The sequence below is a fragment of the Acinetobacter sp. ANC 4173 genome (assembly GCF_004331255.1).
GTDB lineage: Bacteria > Pseudomonadota > Gammaproteobacteria > Pseudomonadales > Moraxellaceae > Acinetobacter.
In genome coordinates this window covers 231,632-248,636 of the sequence record NZ_SJOF01000004.1, presented here as the reverse complement: position 1 = coordinate 248,636, position 17,005 = coordinate 231,632, and the positions used below count along the sequence as shown (strand labels likewise).

The following is a 17,005-nucleotide window of genomic DNA, read 5'->3' as shown; positions in this document are numbered from 1 at the left end:
AAAGCGCTTTAATTCTAAAGCGCTTTTTTTATGTCTGTAAACCTTCTTATTTTAATAAAGGTGGTACTGCTTCGTAGTTCAGTTCTACACGGCGGTTTTCTTTCCATGCATTTTCATCATGCCCCGCATTGATTGGCATTTCTTTACCATAGCTGACTGCTTCTAATTGAGTCGGGTTTACACCATTCGTGATTAAGAAGCTTTCTACAGCTTTGGCACGACGCTCACCCAGTGCCATATTGTATTCACGCGTACCGCGTTCGTCCGTGTGACCTGTTAATGCCACTTTAGAGTTTGCATTCGCCACGAGGAATTGTGCGTGGGCTTGCAATGTTTGATAGTCGTCATTTGAAAGATCACTGCTGTCGTAGTCAAAATGCACCACACGTTTCGCTAGAAATGCTTTGTTTGCAGCCGTAACCCCTTTTGAAGATGCCCCGGCAAGATTTTGTGCATTTAACGCAGCATCTTCACTTAATCCTTCAGTGCTGACTGTTGTACCGGCGGAACTTGGTGTTTGACCGGTTTGAATTTCGGCTGCAGGTTTACGGCTGGCACATCCAGTCATAATCAGGGCTGAAGCCAAAACAGGTAAAACTAACAATTTAAGCGTGTTCATCTTCATCTCCATAAAGATTGATTTTTAAAAATTATTTAGGTGCCCAAGCAGGTTCACGAACTTCACCTTGTTCACTTGGTAAATTCATACGGAAACGACCATCGACTGACATAATAGAGAGTAAGCCACGGTTATCTTCACGAGTGGCATAAACCACCATTTGACCATTTGGCGAGAAGCTTGGGGATTCGTCCAAACTGGTTGGGGTCAAAATATTGGTAATTCCTGAATTAATATCCTGAATTGCGACTTTATAACTGCTACCACTAGGGCGATGTACTAAAGCGACTTTTTTACCATCAGCACTTAAAGTACCGCGAGCATTGAATGCGCCACGGAAGGTAAGGCGCTTGCTACCGCCATCCGCGAAGCTGTAACGGTAAATTTGTGGTGATCCACCACGGTCTGAAGTGAAAATAAAGGATTTGCCATCGGGAGCATAGCGTGCTTCGGTATCAATGGCACCGTCATTGGTCATGCGTTGTAACTGACGTGTATTTAAATCCATTTGGTAAATTTCTGGATTACCATGCATAGACGCAGTAAATAGCATCGATTTGCCATCTGGAGAGAAGCTCGGTGCGCCATTTAAGCCACGGAAGCTTGCCAGTTTTTCGCGTTGACCTGTGGCTAAATCTTGCACATAAATCGCTGGACGTTTGCTTTCAAATGATACATAAGCAATTTTTTGGGCATCGGGTGTCCACGCAGGAGACAAGATTGGATCACGTGAGGTGAGAATAGTTTTAGGCTGTTCACCATCAGTATCTGCAATCTGTAAAGTATAGCGCTGCTCAGGTGTTGCAGGATTACGGAGTACATAGGCAATACGTCCGCTAAAATCTCCTTGAATGCCTGTTAATGCTTGATAAATGGCATCGCTGATCATGTGTGCGGCTTGACGTACACGTGAAGTGGGTACGGTCAATAATTCGTTTAGCAGATATTGTTTTTTTTCAACATCATAAAGTTGGTAATGAACTTCATAACTTCCCGCAGCATTTTGTTTAATTTCCCCTGTGACAACATAAGGAACGCCAGCGGTCTGCCAAGCAGCATTAGGATTATTCATGCTCGCGCTTGCAGGTAAGTTTTGTGATGCACTGCTAAATTTTCCTGAACGATTCAGGTCATTTTCAACAATAGAATAAATGGTTTGATCATTACTAAATGGAATAATCGCAATTTTGGGAGCTTGCTCTGGTGCCTTTGCAATTTCTAAATGAAGTTGAGCATGGGCAGTTTGTGCAATGACAGGTAGAAATGCTGTCATGATTGCTAAACCAAGTAGATGTTTACGCGTATTTTCCATCATTCGCTGTATACTCTAAAACGTCAATTTTTGTGGGTTGTGTGAGATTGCCTAACATAATGGCATGAATTTGCATGATTTAAAGCATTACATTATGGCTAAACTGTTATAACACTGTGAAAATACTTAATCGCCATACTTTTGGCATGGCGATTGTGATTATTGAGCAGTGAAAGATGAGGTAAATGTGCGCGCTTCACGCCGTGCATCAGGGTCTGAAGGCATTGGATAAGGTGCTGCTGCACGAACTGCGGCTTCGACACTTGCTTTCATATCTGGGTCGCTTGAATTGACGACGACTGATAAAACTGCACCACTTTCGCTTAAGGTGACTCGAGCACTGGCTTTTTGACCCGATGCGCTCGCAGGTGGATTCCACGCACGTTTCACTTTGTTTTCAAAGTCTCGTTTTGCCGTAGAGGCAATACGTTTTGCTTCAGCTTTTTTATTGGCAGCTTCTTCCGCCGCTTTCTTAGCAGCAGAGGCTTTAGCTTCTGCTTCAGCGCGCTCTTTTGCATCCGCATCGGCTTGTGCTTTGGCAGCAGCATTTGCTTTAGCTTTTGCAGCAGCGTCTGCCTGAGCTTTGGCTTTCGCGGTAGCATCTGCCTGCGCTTTGGCTTTTGCAGCAGCATCTGCTTGCGCTTTGGCTTTTGCAGTAGCATCCGCCTGAGTTTTGGCTTTCGCGGCAGCATCTGCCTGAGCTTTGGCTTTTGCAGCAGCATCTGCTTGCACTTTAGCTTTTGCAGCGGCATCCGCCCGAGCTTTAGCTTTTGCAGTAGCATCTGCCTGAGCTTTGGCTTTCGCAGCAGCATCTGCTTGCACTTTAGCTTTCGCAGCAGCATCCGCCTGAGCTTTGGCTTTTGCAGCAGCATCCGCCTGAGCTTTGGCTTTTGCAGCAGCATCTGCTTGCGCTTTGGCTTTTGCAGCAGCATCTGCTTGCGCTTTAGCTTTTGCAGCAGCATCCGCCTGAGCTTTGGCTTTTGCAGCAGCATCCGCCTGTGCCTTAGCTTTTGCAGCAGCATCCGCCTGAGTTTTGGCTTTCGCAGCAGCATCTGCTTGCGCTTTGGCTTTCGCAGCAGCATCTGCTTGCGCTTTGGCTTTCGCAGCAGCATCTGCTTGCGCTTTGGCTTTCGCAGCAGCATCCGCCTGTGCCTTAGCGGCAGCATTCGTTTCTGCTTTGGCTTTTTCCTGAGCTAAACGTGCTGCCTGTTGCTCGGTAGTGTTGGCCTTTGGAGGCGCAACAGGAATGACAGGGGCAGGCTCTACACTCGGTTCAGCAGTTTGCGTAATTTCAGGGGCAATGTTTTCATGCGCAGTTTCTGAAAATTCAGTTTCTTCGCGTGGCGTAGGTTGTAAATCTTGCGGTTTGATCAAAATGGTTTTGATTTGCTCGGGAGGTTTAGGTGGCTTACTCATCCCTAAATAAAGCAAGCCCACAACCGCAAGTACATGTACCCCGAAGGTAAAACCCAGTGCAATTGCGTTTTGTTTGAAAGGAGGCTTTTGAAAATTCTTCATATTACTTTAAAGGTTCGGTCAGTAAGCCAACTTGGGTTAAGCCTGCATCTTGAAGGCTTGACATTAACGCCATCACTTCTCCATATGGACGAGTTTGATGACCATTGATCACAACATTGAGTTTTTTATTATTTTGTTGAGCTTGCGCTTGCGCCTCGACTAATAGTTGAGTGAGTTCTGTCAGTGCAAGTGGTCCAGTGGTTTGACCTTTTTGCTCTAAGAAGTATGTTCCATCTGCTTTTAAAGAAACAATGGAAGGGGCATCTTCTGATTGCAGTGGAGCGCCATTGGCTTGCGGTAAATCGACTTTAATGCCACTGGTGATCATTGGTGCTGTAACCATAAAGATCACTAATAGTACCAACATCACGTCAATGTAGGGTACGACATTCATGTCACTTTTTAAGGGCTTTTTTATACGCTCAAAGCGTCCTGAACGTTGAATCGCCATCAGTCATTTTCCTGGACAGAACCTACCGATTGACGTTGTAATAGCGCCACCATTTCTTCTGCGAATAATGCACGATCTGAATAGACTGCTTCACCTTTTGCGGTGAAATGGTTAAATGCGAGTACGGCTGGAATCGCTGCAAATAAACCAATAGCAGTTGCAATCAAAGCTTCCGCAATACCAGGTGCAACAGTCGCCAAGGTCACTTGATCGACATCTGCCAGACCAATAAAGGCATTCATAATGCCCCAAACTGTTCCAAATAAACCGACATAAGGCGCGACTGAACCAATACTGGCTAAAGCACCTAAGCCTTGTTCTAAGCCACCTTGGTCACGACTTAAGCCAACACGCAAAATACGCTCAGTGCCTTCGATGGTTTGTTGCGTTTCGGCATGACGTTTTTTAAGTTTGAGGTATTCACCTAAACCTTGATAGAAAATGTCTTCTAGCCCGACACGTTTAGAGTTGAGTTGGGCATTGTTATAAAGGGTATTGAGTTCGGCACCCGACCAGAAGATTTTTTGGAAATGTTCATCATCTGCTTGGGCTTTTTTATAGCTCTGATGTAACTTGGCAATCAAAAACCAACTGTAAAGTGATGCAAATAAAAGTAAAAGCATCACCAGTTGTACGACAGGACTTGCTTGTAAAATGAGGTCTGAAACGTGAAGTGTGGAGTCTAATTGATTTGCCATAGTTACACAGGAGCCGAGTTTTCTTAGATTTGTTCTAACTCTTTACGAATTAGATCGTGAATGACATCTGGCAAACGACGAGGTTTCATTTCTGCACTAATACATGCTAATTCGACTTCGCCAGAAGCCAACAAGATTTCACCACGATAAATATTTTGTTGCAATACAAAAGACGTAGCTTTACACGAAACTACACTTGCTGTAACAGTAATGAGGTCATCCATCAGAATTGGACGCATGTATTTAACATTAATTTTGTGCACCACAAAGTTGTAATCTTTTTGGTGCCAGTAATGGTCTACACCAGAGGCACGTAACCATTCTGTACGGGTACGTTCCATAAAGCGAATATGGTTGGCATGATAGACAATACCGCCTGCGTCAGTGTCTTCAATATATACACGAATTTGAAATTCGAATTTATTCGCCATGATTGTGTTCCATGTCTAGATTTAATGTTGTGTTGCGAAGCCGATGCTTGTCCAAAGCTGCTTGAAATGATTGCAGGTATATGGGGTAAAGTCATGGGCTAAGTAATGTCATGAAGTTTAGCAGTTTGAAATGACCGTCCAATGGCACAAGTTTTCAATCTGAAAACTAGAGCACTAAAAAACATTCAATTCTGGCATTTTGCGATTGTATATTTGAGGCAGATCTATGCTGTAAAGTATCGTTGAAGGGGGATTTGATTGTTGTTTAAAAGTGAGAACGAGAAGTGGCGCAGGAATGAAGTGTAAACAGTGAATAGGAATATCCAGCTGCTGAATATAGTGTGAACTCGAGATTTAATCCTATGCATTTTATTTTTATATAAAAAAGACCTATTCAAAGAAATAGGTCTTTTTAGACAATGGACACGTGCATCATTGGGGGGTTGTGATAACAGAAAGTTTCTCCACACCAACGCGTTCTATACTGGCTAAAAGTTTTGCCACCGTGCCATAAGGGACGGTTTCATCGGCATTTAAGTTTAATGCCAACTTGCTATTGGCATTTTTACGCTGTGTAATTTCTTGCTCAAAATTTTCGAGATTGATTGGATCTTTATCTAGAAAGATTGTGCCATCCGGTTTTACACTAATCACCAGTGCTTTGTTTTGATCTGTAGATTGTGTCGGCGCAGCTTTCGGTAAGTTGACCTTTACGCTATTGGTTAGTAAAGGCGCCGTGACGATGAACACGATCAATAATACTAACATCACATCGACGAGCGGGGTAATGTTGATGTCACTGACGACATCATCATCTTGAGAAGTTGAAATCGCCATTTAAGCCAAAGCCTCCTTTTCTTGAGATGACAACTGATGTGTCGCCACTGGTTTTGCTGCAACATGCGCAGTTTGAATTTTGGTTGGTAGTTGGAAACCTACTTTTTGAGTGAGACTGACAAAGTCTGTTGCAAAATCATCTAAATCTGCACCAATCCCTTTCACTTTACGGACAAAAAAGTTGTAGGCAAGCACAGCAGGCACAGCCACAGCAATACCAATTCCTGTTGCAACCAGTGCCTGACCAATTGGACCAGCAACTACATCCATGCTGGCACTGCCTGATTGAGCAATTGCTTGTAAGGCATGGATAATCCCAAATACCGTACCAAACAAACCAATAAATGGAGCATTATTGCCAATCGATGCGAGAACGGCTGAGCCTTTTTCGAGTTGACGACGTTCAGCAAGAATTTGCTTGCGTAAGTGACGTTCTAACAAATCTTGACGACTCCATGTTTGTTGTAAATCTTGATGGGTTTTTTCATTGGCTTCAGTCAAGGTTTTAAAACCAGTTTGGGCAATACGTGCTGTTGGTCCCTGCGCATCTTCCGACTGGTTAATTGCCTCTGCCAAGTTCTGGGCTGACCAAAAGTTGTCGACAAACAGCTTACTTTGTTTAGTGGCTTTTGAGGTTTGTACGGCTTTCACCACAATTAAAACCCAGGTTACGATCGAAAAACCGATCAATAGCCAAATGGTTGCATCATGAATAATCGTATTAATATCAGACATATCGAGTTTTCCTAAGATAAAATTTTACAGTTTAATTGGGTAATTTGAAGTGAATCGGAACATCGACCCAACCTTCTACTGGCGTGTTGCCACGTAGTGCAGGTGAAAATTTCCAGCGTTTCACAGTTTTTACAGCTGCATCATCCAGTGCTTTTTTGCCGCTGCTATTTTTCAGGTTGATTTCCAAAGGATTGCCTGTGGGTGAGACTTTTACACGTAACATCACAACACCTTCCCAACCACGGTCTAACGCCACTTCTGGGTATTCGGGGGCAGGATTACTCAGGTAACCGGCATAACCTTTGGCTGCTGTCACAGGCAGGTTTTCTTGCGCGGGTTTACTCACAGCTTCAGCAACTTTTGGGGTCGGTGTAACGTTTTCTGTTGCTTCAGCCCGCTGTTCAGGTTGAGCAACTGATTTGGCAGTAGGTCGAGGCTGCTCAATCTGCTTCTGCGCTACAGGTTTTTGCGCGGGCTTTTCAACCACAGGTTTTTGTACGGGCTGAGGCTTTGCGGAAACAGGTGGAATGATCGGTTTTTGTATTTCCTGTTTGAGTTTGGGTTCAATCACCTTAGGCGGCTCTTCCTTGGGTTTTTCAATTACAATCGCGATAGGTTCGGGTTTTTTCACGACTAAGGGCGGCGTTGGAAGATGCTCTGCAAGATAAAAAATGCCGTAATGTAATGCCAGAACAGCACCAATCGCCCAAAAGATCTTATGGGTTTGAACAGGTTTTTCTGCTGCGATCGGACTTGCCAAATGGGCAACAAAAGGATCTACAGCATGAAATACATTGGACTGAACATTTTGAAGTTGTTCAAACAAAATTGCCTTTTTATAAGGACTTCGACTGACTTCACTCATATCAGTAATGCACCATTCAATAAGATTTAATTTGTATTGCAGAATATTTTTTATTTCATTAATTAAATTGGTTTAATTTGAATAAGGAAATATTCTTTCAATTCTAAGTTTTTAATTAATTCACAGATGCGTGAAATAATTTAGCTAAATGAGAGATTGAAAATATAATGAGTGATTTTTCTAAAATAGAAAAAGAACTTTTTTAGATTAGTATTTTGATAAAAAGTGATAAAAGAATAATTAAAGATCGTGTCTTAGAATAATTATAGATAATTTATTTTATATTTGAGATATCTGCTTATGGTTAAGTTTGTATTTAATTTTTGTTATGGGGTTAATTTAAATATCTCTGCTAAACAAATCTATTTATATGCAATAAGACTGTCCGTATACAGGACAGCCTTATGCTATTTAAAGCTAAGATTTTTAAAAATGGTGCAATAATGCTTAACTAAAGAATATTGGCCACTTTTAAAAAGTGCTCACGCGCTCTAATACGTTCGATCCATGCTTTTAAGTGCGTATGATCATGCTGGCGCTCAACATCTAAATTGAACCAGTGATTGAGCGCTAAAGCCAACGGAATATCCGCAACGCCAAAATGAGAGCCAGACAGATAGGGCTGTTTAGCCAACTCAGCATTGGCAACATCCAAGATCTTTTCTAGTTTTTCTGCTGCGACTTTGACCGCAGCCAAATCTCTTTTGTCTTCAGGCTGACGAACCAAATTAAAGAACACGATCCCAAACACAGGCAGGACGGTGGTGGTGTACCAGTCAATCCATTTTTCTGCGCTAAAGCGTAAGCGTGGATCTTCAATCCATAATGAATTTTTCCCATACACTTCAGTCAGATAACGTAAAATGGTATTTGATTCCCACAAAACCGTGTCACTATCTTGAATGACAGGAATTAGACCATTGGGATTGAGTGCTAAAAACTCGGCAGTATCAATCACACCATACTGTTGTCCCGCAGGAATATGTTCAAATTGAAGTCCAAGTTCGGCTGCTAGCCAAAGTACTTTGTGGACATTTAAAGAGTTGGGTCTACCCCAAATGGTAATGCTCATATATTTTCTCAAAAATTTTGGATGTGTGTGAAGCAGTACTTTGGTGAAATCTAGCATTTAAGCAATCGCCATTCTGAATAGTCAAAATGACATAGGCGATATTGAAATTTCACCAAAGTATTTAGGTTTAAATGTTTTTAGAAGCGGTAATTGACACGTCCATAGTAATAACCACCATACAGTCCAAAAGGCGAAAGCTGAGCATAGTAGTTTTCACCTAAGCCATCGACAATGTTGGATTTTTCAGGGTAGGTGTTGAACACGTTATCTGCGCCTAAAGTAAAGGACAGGCTGTCTGTAAGGTTATAGGTCGCATCTAGGTCTACAATCCATTTAGCATCAAAAGTTTGGTCTGTCGCCGCTGTTTCGCTGCGTGCAATGTAACTGCCATAACGGGACAGGCGCGTATTTAAATCCAGTTTTGCGTATTGCCAATTCGCAGCCAACGTGAATTTGGTTTTCGGATCTGCATCGGTGATCATGCCTTTGGTGCGACGGGTGATACGATCAATGTTGATACCGTCTAACTGGCTTGGATTATCTGCAATTGCTGTAATATCGGTTTCATTCCAGTTGAAGCCCAAGCTCCAGCGGATACGACCATATTTATTCAGCTGTTGGGTATAGTCCGCAACAACATCGACCCCATTGGTTTCTGTATCAAATAAGTTGGCATAGTAGGTGACATAGTTGACGTTAGAAAAACCGTTTGCTGCCAAGATGTTATTGATGCCAGTTCCTGTAAGACCTGCCGTGGACGCAATACGGTCTTTTAATTCAATACGATAAGCATCGACTGCAAGATTAAAGTTCTTGAATGGGCTATACGTTAAACCCAGTGAGAAGTTAGTCGATTCGGTAGGATCGAGGGCCTCTGCACCTAAAGCTTTGCCTAATGCAGAATCGGTACGCACCGATTTACTGTAGACATCTGAGCGAACGCCATTGTTTACCGTACTTACAATGCCCGTACTGGCAAAACCTTGTTGATATAAAGAGGGGGCAATAAAGCCTGTGCTGGCTGTTCCGCGTACCGCCAGTTGTGGGTTGAACTCATAACGGCTGTTAATTTTACCGTTAAAGGTATCGCCCGAACTGTCATCATAATGCTCGAAACGACCTGCTAAACCCACAAACCAGTTCTTGGTTACATCTAATCCTAAATCTAAATAGGCAGCCGTGTTAGTCCGGCTAATATCGGCTTCATCTTCAGGTAGTAACACCCGGGCACCAAAGGTTCCAACGGTTGCAGGTAAACCTGCATTATCACCTGTAGGAATAATATAACCGCCATTTTTATAGGCTAAAGGATCAGTGGCTTTAGATGCCCAACCTTCTTTACGATAGTCTAGTCCCCAAGCAACACTCAGTGGATTGGCACCAAAACCAATATCGAAGGTTTTCTTCAGGTCAAGATTGCTGACCCATTGATATGCTTCATATCTTTGCAGCCCAAATGAAGTCGGGCTAGAGGGTCCAAGAGATGGATTGAGGTTGTTTCGCGTAGAGTGATCTTGTGTATTTTTGCCATAAGAACTACTCGCATCCCATGCCCAACTGAGTACATCATCACCTTTTAGTCCCCAAACAGTTTGCACATCTGTTTCATTTAAAATGACATCGGGTGTCGTACCATTCGGGAATATTTCAACAATACCCGATCTAGAGTTCGGGCGACGGTAAGAGGCACCAGTCGAGGCATCGCGCCAGCCTGCGGTGGTGTAACTATATAAGGTTGCGGCTTTACTCAAAGGCAGTTCAGCATTTGCAGAAACATTAAGTTGTTCAACCGAAGGCAAACCCAATTTATTTAAATTACGATCTACCGTGGCTTCGCGTGGGTCATCTTGACCATTTACTTTTGAATAAATATTGCCTGAAACAGGGCCAGCACGGGTGGTAGCATCCTGATTTTTTAGGTCAAAACCCAAATTGATAAAACCTTCTTGACCCAGTGGTGCACCAACGTTGGTATTCAGTTGGAAGGTTTCTCCGTTTCGACCCGTTCCATCATAGTGTTCTCGCCCGCCATAGGTGGCACTAATATTGCCGCCATTATCTGCCGATTTGAGCACAATATTGATGACCCCTGCAATGGCATCAGAACCGTATTGAGCGGCTGCACCATCACGTAAAACTTCAACTCGTGCAATAGCACCAATTGGGATCAGGTCTAAGTCCGCTGCTTGGTAGCCCTCGCCAAAGCCGTATTTATTAATGGCCAAAGCCCCGACATGACGACGTTTCCCATTCACGAGAACAAGCGTATGCCCACCACCCAAACCACGTAAACCCGCAGAACGGGCAACAGCTCCGTAACCATCGGGCTGGCTAGGCACAGTAGCCACACTAAAAGAGGGAATTACTTTGGCCAAAATGTCTCTTAGCGCGAGGGTATTGCCTTGTTTGAGGAGTTGTTCACCACTAATCACGTCTACGGGTGCAGGGCTTTCAGTGATGGTACGAATACCACCACGGTTGCCTACGACCACCACGCTTTCGAGTTGTTGAACATCTTCTTTTTCAACGGATGTTACGGTTTTTTGCTGAATATCTTCAGCGTAGATTGAGCCGGTAATTCCGCAAGTTAATGCAAAAAAAATGGATTGATGAAGGAGTGATATTTTAAAACCCGGCTTTTCAGGCTGAGGCTGTATTAACTTGGTGTGCAGCATTATATTTTCCAATGATGATGTAATTCGGAGAGGTTTTTTTAAATCAATAAGCAGGTGAGTGTGCCGACTCTGGTAAGTCAATATATCGATTGTTTTTTTATTGTTAAATATTAAATAGTCATTTTAATATCACTTTTAATTGGAAGTTTTATTTTGAATATTTGAATAATTAATTCATTATTTTTTATAATCGATTGTTTTTTTAATTGGCTCTGTTTTTTCTCTTTTTTATATAACTTTAAGTTTATTTAATATTTAATTTTTAAAGCGAAAATTAGTTTAATAGGTCCCAACTTTATATCTTTTGGAAAATAGAAAATGGGGCTGAGTTATAAATTAAGCATATTGGATAAATGCCCAAGAGCCGAAGGTATCAGCGCGGAACAGTCATTTAAAAATGCCTTGCAAATTGCTCAAACAGCAGAAGCGTTAGGGTTCTATCGTTATTGGGTGGCTGAGCACCATTCCACAGCGCTATTATCAAGTCCATCACCTGAAATCTTGATTGCATGGTTATTGGCACAGACTAAAAGCATTCGAATTGGCTCGGGCGGGGTAATGTTACAGCACTATAGCCCTTATAAAGTTGCGGAAAATTTTAATGTTTTGGCAAATTTGGCACATGACCGCGTGGACTTGGGCGTAGGCAAAGCACCTGGTGGTTTTCCTGTTTCAACGCAGGCATTACAACTTGGGTTAGACCAAACGCAAAAGGGCAACTTTAAAGCGCAGCTACAGGCATTAGATCATTATTTGAATGCAAAATTAGATCGAAATCAGCCTGATCAGGTTGCTGCAACACCCATACCTCAGCAAAGTGCAGAAAAGTTCTTATTGGGGGCAAGCATTGAAAGCGCTCGACTTGCAGCAGATTTAGGCTGGAACTTCGTATTTGCTGCGCATTTAAATGGCGATGCCACCTTACTTCAAGATGCGTTGCAGACCTACTCACACCATTCGGCAGGGGAACGGGCCATTGTTGCAGCACAAATTATTGTGGCGGATAGCCGTGATCAAGCGGAAGAACTGGCAGCAGGACTGTCGGTGTGGACCTTAGAACTTGAGAATGGTCAAAGGGTAAAGATTCCGAATGAGCAAAGTGGGCAAGAGTTTTCGCGACAAGCTCAATCTGCGATTAAAAGCCTTAAAAAAGAGCAGCTGAACATTATTAAAGGTACTGCCGATGATATTCATCAGCAATTACACGCTTTGCATCAACAATATGGAATTCATGAATTTATTGTCGAATCACCACTGTTGGATCATGCAACGCGTCTGAAATCTCTAACTTTACTGGCGCAGCACGCTGTGCTTGCAGCTTGAGTTGGAGAAATTGATGTCAAATAGACCATTACTTGAACAGCAGTTGCTGAGTTGGAGACATGCGTTACACCGTCATCCAGAATTATCAGGGCAAGAATTTCAAACCACCGATAAGTTAAAACAATGGCTGTCTGAATACGGCATTGAAACTTCAACTTGGGGTTTAAAAACAGGACTGATTGCGGATATTGGCAGTGGTCATCCAATTGTCGCTATTCGTGCAGATATTGATGCGTTACCCATTCATGAAGAGATTGAGCAAGACTTTCGTTCGACTCACGATGGGGTCATGCATGCCTGCGGACATGATTTGCATAGCTCGACCATTTTAGGCGCTGCGATTTTACTCAAAGCGCAAGCGTCTGAATTAAAAGGTACGGTACGCGTTATTTTTCAGCCCGCTGAAGAAACCTATAGTGGTGCTTATGAGGTAATCAATAGTGGTGCCTTGGAAGATGTATCCGCCATTTTCGGTTTTCATAATGTCCCTGAGTTACCTCTAGGCACTTTTGCGACACGTGCTGGTGGATTTTATGCCAACGTCGATCGATTCAAGATTGTGATTAAAGGCAAAGGCGGTCATGCAGGTCGTCCGCATGAAACCAAAGACCCGATTGTGGTCGCGGCACAGTTGATTAGTGCAGTGCAAACCATTGCCAGTCGCAGCATTAATAATTTGGACACCTGTGTGGTCAGTATCACCCAAGTGCATGCAGGCACCAGTTGGAACATCTTGCCAGAAGAAGCGCACTTGGAGGGTACGGTACGAACCCATTCTCCAGAGGTTCGCTTAGCAGTTGAACAAAAACTTAAACAAATTGCACAAGGTATTGCACTTGCTCATTCAGTTGAGATTGCTGTGGATTGGGACAATGGCCCCGCTGCATTAATTAACACTGCAACATGGACTGAACTGAGCCAAAGCGTTGCACATGCGCAAGGTTATGAGGTGCAAGATGCGCCACTTTATTTGATCGGTGAAGACTTTGGCGCCTATTTAGAACAGATCCCGGGTGCCTTTGTCAGTATCGGCAGTGCCAGTCACTTCGGTCTGCACCATCCGCAATATCAACCCAATGAATCCTTAATTTATCCAGCTGCTCAGTACTTTGCTGCCTTAGCAACACAAGCACTTGAGTCTATTCATAAAAACGCAGAGGTCTAATATGAGTAATAACAAACAAATTCGCCTTGGAACTATCTTACACGGTGCAAACGGAAATATGTCTGCATGGCGCCATCCTGAAGCAGTAGTTGATGCCAGCATCAATTTTGACTTTGCCAAAAATGTCGCACTTCAAGCAGAACAGGCAAAGTTTGATTTTGTCTTTGTGGCGGATGGTCTATATATCAATGAAAAATCGATTCCCCATTTTCTGAATCGTTTTGAACCGATTACGTTGCTTTCAGCCTTAGCCAGTGTGACCAAAAATATTGGTTTGGTGGGTACAGTATCGACCTCATATAGTGAACCGTTTACGATTGCGCGTCAGTTTGCCAGTCTGGATCATTTAAGTGGTGGACGTGCAGGATGGAATGTGGTGACCACACCACTTGAAGGTACTGCAAAAAATCATACCCGCAAGCAGCATCCTGAGCACAGTCAACGTTATGAAATTGCAGATGAATATTTGCAAGTGGCTAAAGGGCTTTGGGATTCGTGGGGTGAAGGTGCTTTCGTTCGCAATAAAGAAACAGGGCAATTTTTTGAACGCAGTAAATTACATACGTTAAATCACAAAGGAAAACACTTTGAAGTGGCAGGCCCCCTCAATGTGGAGCGTTCACCACAAGACCGCCCGATTCTATTCCAAGCCGGAGCATCCGGCGCAGGTCGTGCATTAGCCGCAAAACATGCCGATGCCATTTTTACCCATCAAGCCTCTTTGGAAGAAGCACAAGCGTTTTACTTAGATGTGAAACAACAAGTGATTAAGAATGGTCGTGACGCAGATGATTTGCTGATTTTCCAAGGGATTGGGGTTTTGATTGGAGATTCTGCTGAAGACGTAGAGCATCAATATCTTGAAACTGCTGCATTGGTGACGATAGACGACGCGCTGAATTATTTAGGCCGTTTCTTTGAACATCATGATTTTTCTCAGTATGAACTCGATGCACCTTTTCCAGAACTGGGCACACTGGGTGAAAACAGCTTCAAAAGCGGCACGGATGAAATTAAACGTAAAGCCAAAGCAGAGAATTTAACTTTGCGTCAGGTTGCACTGCAAGCGGCAACTCCTCGTCCACCTTTTGCTGGAACGGTAGAAGAAGTCGCAGATCAGTTGGAACTGTGGGTAAAAGAAGAGGCGGCAGATGGCTTCATTATTGCGGGTGCAACCCCTAAAACTTTAGATACCTTTATTGAAAAAGTTGTGCCATTGCTGCAACAGCGTGGGCTATATCGTACTGAATATCCAGGCACCACTTTACGCGCTAGTTTTGGTTTAAAGCGACCAGACAATCAATTTGAACCATCAGAAAAGGAACAGCTTCATGCGGTTGAATAAAACACCTTTGGCGATTGGTTTGGCACTGTTGGTTGGTGTTTCTCTGGTTGGATGCAGTAAAGAACAAGCATCAACGCAAACGGCTAGCTCAACAGCCGAGTCTGCAAAAGCGACCGATAAAACCGATTTTTATAGTCGTGAGCTGGCCAAATTAAAACAGAATATGACGCCTATTCATGTTGCTCAAAATGCGGAAGCCAGCCAAAAAGTTCCGAAAGATTTTAAATTTGTAAATGCAGGTTATTTTACCGTTGCTACAATTTCAGGCGCACCGCCTCTAAGTGTGTTAGGTCCTGATAACCAAACTTATATTGGAACAGAAATTGATATTGCCCGTTTGATTGCAGACAGTTTGGGCTTAAAGCTGAAATTGGTTCGCACTTCATGGGAAGACTGGCCTTTAGGTGTCCTTAGTGGCAAATATGATGCAGCCATTGCCAATGTCACCGTGACCAAAGAACGTAAGGAGAAATTCGACTTTGCGACTTATCGTCAAGATGTATTGGCTTTTTATGTCTCAGAGAAAAGTAAAGTCAAAGCCATCAAAGGTCCCGAGGATATTTCTGGTTTAAAAGTGATTGTCGGTTCTGGTACCAATCAGGAAAAAGTACTGCTGGACTGGATTGAGCACAACAAAAAGAAAGGTCTGCCACCGGGACAAGCACTTTATTACGATGATGGCGCATCTGCAAGTTTGGCACTCCAGTCTGGGCGGGTTGATGCTTTATTTGGCCCTAATGTCGCTTACGCATGGCAAGCGGCAAATGGTGCAAAAATCCGTTTGGCAGGCACAGCACTCGGCGGTGGAACACGACCTGCCGAATTGGGGGTCACACTGAAAAAAGGCGGTGGCTTGGCCGATGCCGTGCAGACCGCTTTAAATGGGGTAATTCAAACAGGCGAGTATCAAAAAGTCTTAGTGCGCTGGGGGGCACAGGCAGAAGCGATTCAGCATTCTGTAATCAACCCGCTGGGGTTGGGAGACTAAAATGTACAACGCCCAGACAGCGGTGGTTTTTGGTCTGACACTGGCGACTCTAAGCATCACGGGTTGCTATAACAATGAGAAAGCAACTCATACGCAAGAACATCGTTTGAAAACTGAGTTTTCGGCAAAAGAGCAACAGACTTTAAGAAATAACATGGTGGCTATTCGTAGTGCTAAAAATGCGGAGGCTATTGCTCAATTGCCGCAAGGTTTTAAGTTTGTAAATAAGGGCTATTTTACTGTTACTGTGGGAACCAACAGTTTTCCACCCCTCCATGTTTTGGCGGAAGATAACCAGACTCGTATAGGCAGTGAAATTGATATTGCACAGCTGATTGCCGACAGTTTAGGTCTCAAACTTCAGGTGATTCCAAGTTCGTGGGAGAACTGGCCGCTCGGTTTGGCATCGGGAAAATTCGATGCCGTACTCAGCAATATTGCGGTCACCGAACTGCGTAAGCAGAAATATGACTTTGCGACCTATCGTCAAGACATGTTGGCTTTTTATGTGACCAAAGACAGCAAAATCCAAGCGATTAAAACGCCTGATGATATTGCGGGACTCAAAATCGTGGTCGGTTCTGGCACCAATCAGGAACGGCTGCTGTTGAACTGGATTAAAAACAATCAGCAAAAAGGGCTGAATCCAGCACAGCCCATTTATTTAGAAGACGGTGCAGCTGCAAATTTGGCATTGCAGTCTGGTCGTGTCGATGCTTACCTGATTCCCAATGTGATGGGGGTATGGCAACAAGCCAATGGTGCCAATATTAAAGCAGTGGGCACCTTAGATGGGACATGGTCCGTTGCAGTTGCCGTCAAAAAAGGCACAGGTCTGGTGAATGCCATTCAAACATCTATAAACGGTGTCATTGCGAATGGCAAATATAGCCAAGTGCTATCACGTTGGAATTTACAAAATGAAGGAATTCCACAATCAGTGATTAACCCACTGATTCAGGATAAATAAG

16 protein-coding genes are annotated in these 17,005 nt (G+C 43.4%); 5 read left to right on the top strand and 11 right to left on the bottom strand.

The annotated features are described in order from the left end of the window. Positions 1-46 precede the first annotated feature (46 nt). The 11 genes from pal to E0H94_RS07430 form a co-directional block, all read right to left on the bottom strand. On the bottom strand, positions 47-619 hold the full coding sequence (gene pal, locus E0H94_RS07480) for a peptidoglycan-associated lipoprotein Pal (protein ID WP_131325818.1): 573 nt from the start codon (positions 617-619) through the stop codon (positions 47-49). Positions 620-650: 31 nt separating this feature from the next. Next, positions 651-1,931, bottom strand: a complete 1,281-nt coding sequence (gene tolB / locus E0H94_RS07475) for a Tol-Pal system beta propeller repeat protein TolB (protein ID WP_165495595.1) — start codon at positions 1,929-1,931, stop codon at positions 651-653. Positions 1,932-2,090: 159 nt separating this feature from the next. Beyond that, positions 2,091-3,449 (bottom strand): cell envelope integrity protein TolA, encoded by a 1,359-nt coding sequence (locus E0H94_RS07470; RefSeq protein WP_131325816.1) that lies wholly within the window; start codon positions 3,447-3,449, stop codon positions 2,091-2,093. 1 nt (position 3,450) lies between these two features. Then, complete coding sequence (gene tolR, locus E0H94_RS07465; protein WP_131325815.1) at positions 3,451-3,900, bottom strand: protein TolR; 450 nt, start codon at positions 3,898-3,900, stop codon at positions 3,451-3,453. Continuing rightward, the gene (gene tolQ / locus E0H94_RS07460; protein ID WP_131325814.1) at positions 3,900-4,598 is read right to left on the bottom strand and encodes a protein TolQ; all 699 of its coding nucleotides are present in this window, start codon (positions 4,596-4,598) and stop codon (positions 3,900-3,902) included. The genes tolR and tolQ overlap by 1 nt, the downstream gene beginning before the upstream one ends. 23 nt (positions 4,599-4,621) lie before the next feature. Continuing rightward, a complete protein-coding gene (ybgC, locus tag E0H94_RS07455; protein ID WP_131325813.1) occupies positions 4,622-5,029 on the bottom strand; it encodes a tol-pal system-associated acyl-CoA thioesterase in 408 nt (135 codons plus the stop codon). A gap of 432 nt (positions 5,030-5,461) precedes the next feature. Beyond that, positions 5,462-5,866 (bottom strand): ExbD/TolR family protein, encoded by a 405-nt coding sequence (locus E0H94_RS07450; protein WP_131325812.1) that lies wholly within the window; start codon positions 5,864-5,866, stop codon positions 5,462-5,464. Further along, a complete protein-coding gene (locus tag E0H94_RS07445; RefSeq protein ID WP_131325811.1) occupies positions 5,867-6,601 on the bottom strand; it encodes a MotA/TolQ/ExbB proton channel family protein in 735 nt (244 codons plus the stop codon). A gap of 31 nt (positions 6,602-6,632) precedes the next feature. Beyond that, a complete protein-coding gene (locus E0H94_RS07440; RefSeq protein WP_131325810.1) occupies positions 6,633-7,466 on the bottom strand; it encodes an energy transducer TonB in 834 nt (277 codons plus the stop codon). A gap of 451 nt (positions 7,467-7,917) precedes the next feature. Next, a complete protein-coding gene (locus E0H94_RS07435; RefSeq protein WP_131325809.1) occupies positions 7,918-8,538 on the bottom strand; it encodes a glutathione S-transferase family protein in 621 nt (206 codons plus the stop codon). Between the two features lie 137 nt (positions 8,539-8,675). After that, positions 8,676-11,213, bottom strand: a complete 2,538-nt coding sequence (locus E0H94_RS07430; RefSeq protein WP_131325808.1) for a TonB-dependent receptor plug domain-containing protein — start codon at positions 11,211-11,213, stop codon at positions 8,676-8,678. 318 nt (positions 11,214-11,531) lie between these two features. Between E0H94_RS07430 and E0H94_RS07425 the strand changes: the two genes are divergently transcribed. Genes E0H94_RS07425 through E0H94_RS07405 form a run of 5 tightly spaced genes read left to right on the top strand, consistent with a single transcriptional unit; the run spans position 11,532 to position 17,004 of the window. Next, positions 11,532-12,536 (top strand): MsnO8 family LLM class oxidoreductase, encoded by a 1,005-nt coding sequence (locus tag E0H94_RS07425; RefSeq protein WP_131325807.1) that lies wholly within the window; start codon positions 11,532-11,534, stop codon positions 12,534-12,536. A gap of 13 nt (positions 12,537-12,549) precedes the next feature. After that, on the top strand, positions 12,550-13,701 hold the full coding sequence (locus E0H94_RS07420; protein ID WP_131325806.1) for an amidohydrolase: 1,152 nt from the start codon (positions 12,550-12,552) through the stop codon (positions 13,699-13,701). A 1-nt stretch (position 13,702) separates the two neighbouring features. Continuing rightward, positions 13,703-15,046 (top strand): LLM class flavin-dependent oxidoreductase, encoded by a 1,344-nt coding sequence (locus tag E0H94_RS07415; protein ID WP_131325805.1) that lies wholly within the window; start codon positions 13,703-13,705, stop codon positions 15,044-15,046. Beyond that, on the top strand, positions 15,033-16,034 hold the full coding sequence (locus E0H94_RS07410) for an ABC transporter substrate-binding protein (protein ID WP_131325804.1): 1,002 nt from the start codon (positions 15,033-15,035) through the stop codon (positions 16,032-16,034). Before E0H94_RS07415 ends, E0H94_RS07410 begins: the two co-directional genes overlap by 14 nt. 1 nt (position 16,035) lies before the next feature. Further along, the gene (locus E0H94_RS07405) at positions 16,036-17,004 is read left to right on the top strand and encodes an ABC transporter substrate-binding protein (RefSeq protein ID WP_205679292.1); all 969 of its coding nucleotides are present in this window, start codon (positions 16,036-16,038) and stop codon (positions 17,002-17,004) included. The last annotated feature ends 1 nt before the right edge of the window (position 17,005 follow it).

Bases quoted from the DNA above. Each gene is read 5' to 3' on its own strand.
- pal (WP_131325818.1), bottom strand. From the start codon at position 619: ATGAACACGCTTAAATTGTTAGTTTTACCTGTTTTGGCTTCAGCCCTG.
- tolB (WP_165495595.1), bottom strand. From the start codon at position 1,931: ATGGAAAATACGCGTAAACATCTACTTGGTTTAGCAATCATGACAGCA.
- E0H94_RS07470 (WP_131325816.1), bottom strand. From the start codon at position 3,449: ATGAAGAATTTTCAAAAGCCTCCTTTCAAACAAAACGCAATTGCACTG.
- tolR (WP_131325815.1), bottom strand. From the start codon at position 3,900: ATGGCGATTCAACGTTCAGGACGCTTTGAGCGTATAAAAAAGCCCTTA.
- tolQ (WP_131325814.1), bottom strand. From the start codon at position 4,598: ATGGCAAATCAATTAGACTCCACACTTCACGTTTCAGACCTCATTTTA.
- ybgC (WP_131325813.1), bottom strand. From the start codon at position 5,029: ATGGCGAATAAATTCGAATTTCAAATTCGTGTATATATTGAAGACACT.
- E0H94_RS07450 (WP_131325812.1), bottom strand. From the start codon at position 5,866: ATGGCGATTTCAACTTCTCAAGATGATGATGTCGTCAGTGACATCAAC.
- E0H94_RS07445 (WP_131325811.1), bottom strand. From the start codon at position 6,601: ATGTCTGATATTAATACGATTATTCATGATGCAACCATTTGGCTATTG.
- E0H94_RS07440 (WP_131325810.1), bottom strand. From the start codon at position 7,466: ATGAGTGAAGTCAGTCGAAGTCCTTATAAAAAGGCAATTTTGTTTGAA.
- E0H94_RS07435 (WP_131325809.1), bottom strand. From the start codon at position 8,538: ATGAGCATTACCATTTGGGGTAGACCCAACTCTTTAAATGTCCACAAA.
- E0H94_RS07430 (WP_131325808.1), bottom strand. From the start codon at position 11,213: ATGCTGCACACCAAGTTAATACAGCCTCAGCCTGAAAAGCCGGGTTTT.
- E0H94_RS07425 (WP_131325807.1), top strand. From the start codon at position 11,532: ATGGGGCTGAGTTATAAATTAAGCATATTGGATAAATGCCCAAGAGCC.
- E0H94_RS07420 (WP_131325806.1), top strand. From the start codon at position 12,550: ATGTCAAATAGACCATTACTTGAACAGCAGTTGCTGAGTTGGAGACAT.
- E0H94_RS07415 (WP_131325805.1), top strand. From the start codon at position 13,703: ATGAGTAATAACAAACAAATTCGCCTTGGAACTATCTTACACGGTGCA.
- E0H94_RS07410 (WP_131325804.1), top strand. From the start codon at position 15,033: ATGCGGTTGAATAAAACACCTTTGGCGATTGGTTTGGCACTGTTGGTT.
- E0H94_RS07405 (WP_205679292.1), top strand. From the start codon at position 16,036: ATGTACAACGCCCAGACAGCGGTGGTTTTTGGTCTGACACTGGCGACT.